Origin of the sequence: Amnimonas aquatica (assembly GCF_002943415.1) — a bacterium.
GTDB classification, from domain to species: domain Bacteria; phylum Pseudomonadota; class Gammaproteobacteria; order Pseudomonadales; family Moraxellaceae; genus Perlucidibaca; species Perlucidibaca aquatica_A.
On sequence record NZ_PTQZ01000136.1, the window covers coordinates 1 to 5,132 of the forward strand.

Annotated in this window: 6 protein-coding genes and 1 pseudogene; 4 read left to right on the top strand and 3 right to left on the bottom strand. The window is 69.7% G+C overall.

Annotated elements, in window-relative coordinates; all coding sequences use genetic code 11:
* From C5O18_RS06355 to C5O18_RS06365, 3 genes are all read right to left on the bottom strand, one after another.
* On the bottom strand, positions 1 to 351 hold a 351-nt coding region (locus C5O18_RS06355), incomplete at its 3' end, for a class I SAM-dependent methyltransferase (RefSeq protein ID WP_146089244.1).
* Positions 352 to 367: 16 nt separating this feature from the next.
* Complete coding sequence (locus C5O18_RS06360) at positions 368 to 1,648, bottom strand: MFS transporter (protein WP_105192491.1); 1,281 nt, start codon at positions 1,646 to 1,648, stop codon at positions 368 to 370.
* 99 nt (positions 1,649 to 1,747) lie between these two features.
* Positions 1,748 to 2,086, bottom strand: a complete 339-nt coding sequence (locus C5O18_RS06365; protein ID WP_105192493.1) for a hypothetical protein — start codon at positions 2,084 to 2,086, stop codon at positions 1,748 to 1,750.
* A 146-nt stretch (positions 2,087 to 2,232) separates the two neighbouring features.
* On the opposite strand from C5O18_RS06365, the gene pyrE reads away from it, so the two are divergent.
* The 4 genes and pseudogenes from pyrE to C5O18_RS06385 all read left to right on the top strand — a co-directional run.
* Positions 2,233 to 2,880 carry an orotate phosphoribosyltransferase gene (gene pyrE, locus C5O18_RS06370; protein ID WP_105192496.1) on the top strand — a complete coding sequence of 216 codons (648 nt, stop codon included), beginning with the start codon at positions 2,233 to 2,235 and terminating at the stop codon, positions 2,878 to 2,880.
* A gap of 55 nt (positions 2,881 to 2,935) precedes the next feature.
* Positions 2,936 to 3,907, top strand: a complete 972-nt coding sequence (gshB, locus tag C5O18_RS06375) for a glutathione synthase (protein ID WP_105192498.1) — start codon at positions 2,936 to 2,938, stop codon at positions 3,905 to 3,907.
* A complete protein-coding gene (locus C5O18_RS10995) occupies positions 3,904 to 4,713 on the top strand; it encodes a class I SAM-dependent methyltransferase (protein WP_277422152.1) in 810 nt (269 codons plus the stop codon). The genes gshB and C5O18_RS10995 overlap by 4 nt, the downstream gene beginning before the upstream one ends.
* A pseudogene (locus C5O18_RS06385) lies at positions 4,676 to 5,132 on the top strand (hypothetical protein); the annotation flags it as partial. The gene C5O18_RS10995 and the pseudogene C5O18_RS06385, both read left to right, overlap by 38 nt.

Consider the following 5,132-nt stretch of genomic DNA (forward strand, 5'->3'; position numbering starts at 1 on the left):
GGTCGCGGCGTCGAAAGGCGCTTGCGCCGGCAGTGTGTCCAGGTAACCCTCATGGCAGTGGCAGCGATCCCCGAAACCGCCTTGTGCGGCCTTGTCGCGGAAGATGTCGAGCATGGCGCCGGAGGGCTCGACGGCGGTGAAGGTCCAGCGCGGATAGCGCCGGGCGAGGTACCCGATCTCGTCCCCGGTGCCGGCGCCGACGCAGAGGATGCGGGCATCGGCGGGCAGTCCGGTGAACACGGCCTCGAGCAGGAAGTGCAGGGCATGGCGGATGGGCGCGGTCTTCGCCCAGCGCTCGTCATAGCCTGCGGCCTGCTGGTCGAACACGGCCTTGATCTGATCATTGTTCATGGCTTGCTGCTCCGCTTCATGGCCGGTCATCGCCTTTCATCATGCCCGCCGACACCAGCGCCACCGCCGTCAGCCCGAGCAGGTACATCACCACATAGTCAGGTTCGCCACCGCCTTTCGCCAGCAGCGCGGTGGCTATCATGGGCGCGAGGCCGCCGCCGAGCACGCCGGCGACCTGCACGCCCAGCGAGATGCCGCTGTACCTGACCTCGGCGGGAAACTGGCGTGCGAACAGCAGCGACTCCGGCGCGTACATGAGCGGGAACACCACGCCCAGCGCGATCACCAGCGCCCACCAGGCCAGGGTCAGGTCGCGGCTGCCGAGCAGTGCGAAGAACGGCCAGACATAGAGCGCCAGCAGCACCAGCCCGGCGAGATAGAGGCGCTTCTGGCCGACACGGTCGGACAGCCAGCCGGCCAGCGGCATGGTCAGCAGCGACAGGGTGGCACCGGCGGTGATGGCGGAGAGTATCTCCGCACGCGGCAGCGCGAGCTGGCCGGTGGCGTAGGCCAGCGCGAAGGTGGCGGAAAGATAGAACCAGGCGTTCTCGGCCATGCGTGCGCCAATGATGCTGAGCACGCCGCGCCGGTGGTCGCGCAGCACGGCCGTCAGCGGTGCCTTCACCGGCTCGCGCTCGGCCTGCAGGCGGGCGAATTCGGGCGACTCCGGCACGCGCGCGCGGATCAGCCAGCCCACGCCGAGCAGCACGATGCTGGCGATGAAAGGCAGGCGCCAGCCCCAGCTCAGCAGATCATCTTCCGGCAGCTGCGACACCGCCGCCATGGCCAGCGACGACAGCACCAGTCCGGCACCGACGCCGGTCTGCGGCAGGCTGCCGTAGAAGCCGCGCCGGCCCTCGGGGGCGTGCTCCACCGCCATGAGCACGGCGCCGCCCCACTCACCGCCGACCGCCACGCCCTGCAGGAAGCGCAGCAGCGCCAGCAGGGCGGCGGCCCAGTAGCCGATCTGCTCGTAGGTGGGCAACAGGCCGATGGCGATGGTGGGCACGCCCATGAGCAGCAGGGTGAGGATGAGCATGGCCTTGCGCCCGACGCGGTCGCCGAAGTGTCCGAAGATCACGCCGCCCAGCGGCCGGCCGATGAAACCCACGGCATAGGTGGCGAAGGCCGCGAAGAGGCCGCTGAGCGGGTCCATCTCGGGAAAGAAGAGCTTGTTGAACACCAGCGCGGCGGCGGTGCCGTAGAGGAAGAAGTCGTACCACTCGATGGTGGTGCCGGCCAGGCTGGCGAGGCCGGCGATGCGGTGGTGGCCGCGGCGAGGCGTTGTTGTTGTCATGAGGTCTGCCCGTTGAACCTGCCCGGACGCTAGCACGGCTGCACCGGCGCTGTCAGGCGTGGCGGGGGCGCGCTGGCGCCGGCAATGACCGATGCAGTTTCACTCGCCCTGTACGGAGGCTGCCGGGGCGTCGTGATCCGCTGCTCTGGCTGCCGCCCGGGCTGTGGCATGGGCGGCGGCACGGACCTCCCGGTCCCGGTCGCGGATGAACGGTGCCAGCAGATGCTCGCGGCAGGCCGCGAAGGCACGCTCCGATTCCGCCTGGCAGGCTTCGGTGCCGCCCTGGTCCTGCATGCAGTGCTCGGACACCCGGTCGGCGGCTTTCCTGCAGGGGGCCAGGTCGACACCGCTGGGCGAGGCGAAGGTGCCGGCGGATGCCAGCAGCAGGGCGGCACCGGCGAGGCACAGGGCGGGGCGTGTGATACGGGGTCTGGGCATGTCGCGGGCTTCCGGCGCTTTCCTGAATTCCGGGCGCCGCTGTCGTCATTGTTATCAGGCTGCCCGCTGAACCTGCCGGGACGCTATCATGGGCGCCTCGGATTTGTCAGTTGTCCCACTACACAGCTTCTTTGCACAGGTTCTTCATGCGCGACTATCAACGCGAGTTCATCGAGTTCGCCCTGGCCCAGGGCGTGCTGCGCTTCGGCAGCTTCACCCTGAAGTCCGGCCGCCAGTCCCCGTATTTCTTCAATGCCGGCCTGTTCAACACCGGTCGCCGTCTGGCCGCGCTCGGGCGCTTCTATGCCGCCGCCATCGAGGACAGCGGCATCGCCGCCGATGTGCTGTTCGGGCCGGCCTACAAGGGCATTCCCATCGCCTCCGCGACCGCCGTGCAGCTGGCCGAGCATCATGACCGCGACCTGCCCTGGTGCTTCAACCGCAAGGAGGCCAAGGACCACGGCGAGGGCGGCCTGATCGTGGGTTCGCCGCTGGCCGGGCGCGTGCTCATCATCGATGACGTGATCACCGCCGGCACCGCCATCCGCGAGGTCATGACCCTGGTCGAGGCCGCGCAGGCTCAGGCCGTCGGCGTGGTGGTCGCGGTCGACCGCCAGGAGCGCGGCAAGGGCGAGCTGTCGGCCATCCAGGAGGTCGTGCGCGATTTCGGCATTCCGGTGGTGAGCATCATCAGGCTCGGGCAGATCATCAGCTACCTGGAAGAGACCGGCCTGCACGCCGAGCACCTGGATGCGGTGCGCCGCTACCGCGACGAGTTCGGTGTCGCCGACTGAGGCCCGGCCCGGCAGGGCAGGGACCTGTGACCAGGACCTTTGAGAGGGGAACGCAATGCACATTGCCGTGGTGATGGATCCGATCGCATCGGTGAACTACAAGAAGGACTCGACGCTGGCCATGCTGTGGGCGGCCGCGAAGCGCGGGCACACGCTGTGGTATCTGGAGCCCGGCGACCTGTCGCTGCGCGACGGCCGCGTGCATGGCCGGCTGGCGCCGCTGCAGGTGTTCGAGGATCCGGCGAAGTGGTTCGAGCTGGGCGAGGCCGTGGTGCGTCCGCTGGCCGAGGTCGATGCCATTCTCATGCGCAAGGACCCGCCCTTTGACATGAACTTCATCTACGCCACCTACCTGCTGGAGCGTGCCGAGGATGAAGGCGTGCTGGTGGTGAACAAGCCGCAGTCGCTGCGTGACTGCAACGAGAAGCTGTTCGCCACCGCCTTCGCCGACTGCATGGTGCCGACCGTGGTCAGCTCTCGCGCCGATGAGCTGCGCGCGTTCATCGCCGAGCAGCAGGACGTGATCGTGAAGCCGCTGGACGGCATGGGCGGCATGGGCATCTTCCGTCTCGCCGCCGGCGGGCCGAACATCGGCGCCACGCTGGAAGTGCTGACCGCCAACGGCACGCAGCCGATCATGGCGCAGCGCTACATTCCCGAAATCAGGGATGGCGACAAGCGCGTGTTGATGATCGACGGCGAGCCGGTGCCCTATGTGCTGGCGCGCATTCCGCAGGGCGACGAGATCCGCGGCAACCTGGCCGCAGGCGGTCGCGGCGAGGCACGGCCGATCAACGACGACGAGCGCCGCATCGCCGCGCGCGTGGGCCCGGAGCTGAAGAAGCGCGGGCTGATCTTCGTCGGGCTGGATGTCATCGGCTCGTACCTGACCGAGGTCAACGTCACCAGCCCGACCTGCATCCGCGAGATCGACCGCGAGTTCGACTATGGCATCGCCGACCGGTTGATCGAGGTCATCGAGCAGCGCCACAAGCAGCAGCACGCGCTGCGGGGCTGCGCCCTGTGAGTCAGGCGGCGCCGCTGGACGAGGCCGCGCCGGCTCTGTCGCTCGCGGCGGCCGGGGCCGATGGCCTGCCGGTCTGGCCGGCGCATGCCCCGTTGCGCCGACCGCCCGCCGATGCCGACACCGTCACCCTGCTGGCGCGGGCGCTGGGCGCGCGCATCAGGCCGCACCTGACGGCGGCGCGCATCGCGCCGGCGACACTGCCCGGCTGCGACGGCCTGCGCCTGTTCCTGCTCAACGACGATTTCCCGCACGATGCCCTCAGCCCGGACGAGATGAACTGGGCGCTGAACGAGCCCTCGTACTGGATGTTCTGCTGGGCCTCCGGCCTTGCCCAGGCGCGCCAGATCCTGGCGCAGCCGGAACTGGTGCGCGGCCGCACGGTGCTGGACTTCGGCACCGGCTCCGGCGTGGTCGCGATCGCCGCCGCGCTCGCCGGCGCCGCGCACGTGGTGGCCTGCGACATCGACCCGGTATCGCTGGAGTCCACCGCTGCCAATGCCGTGCTCAACGGCGTGCATCTCGACCTCTCCGGCGACTTCTTCGACCTGGACGAGCGCTTCGATGTGCTGTTCGCCGCCGATGTGCTCTACGACCCGGCCAACCGCGGCCTGCTGCCGGCCTTCCTGGATCGTGCCGATCAGGTCTGGCTGGCCGATTCACGCGTCAAGGGGCTGACCGCGCCCGACTACGCCAAGACCGACACCGTGCTGTCGGAAACGCGTCCGGACCTGAACGAGTTCGACGAGTTCCGCCACGTCAATATCTACCATGGCCAGCGCTCCGGCATCTCCGGTCACGCCTGCTGACCGCCTAGGCTTCACCGTGGTGGTGGCGCTGCTGCTGCATGCGCTGCTGCTGTTCGGCATCCGTTTCCTGCCGGTGCCGGAAACCAGCGCGCCGCTGCTGGAGGTGACGCTGGTGCCGGCGACCAGCCCGCAGGCGCCGGCGCAGGCCGACTTCCTGGCGCAGGCGAACCAGCAGGGCAGCGGCAGCGAGGCCGAGGCGCGACTGCTCAGCACGCCCGAGCGCAGCCCGCTGCCCGGCGACAGGCCGGTGGCGCGGCCGGCGGCGCCGGCACCGCGTCCCGAGGCGGCCGAGGCCGCGCCGGCGCAGGTGGTGGCCAAGGCCGCACCCGAGCGCGTGCGGCCGGCGGAGCCGGTGCCACGCCCGCTGCCGGCGTCGCCGGCAGTACCCCTCACCGAGCCCGATGTCGATGACGAGATCG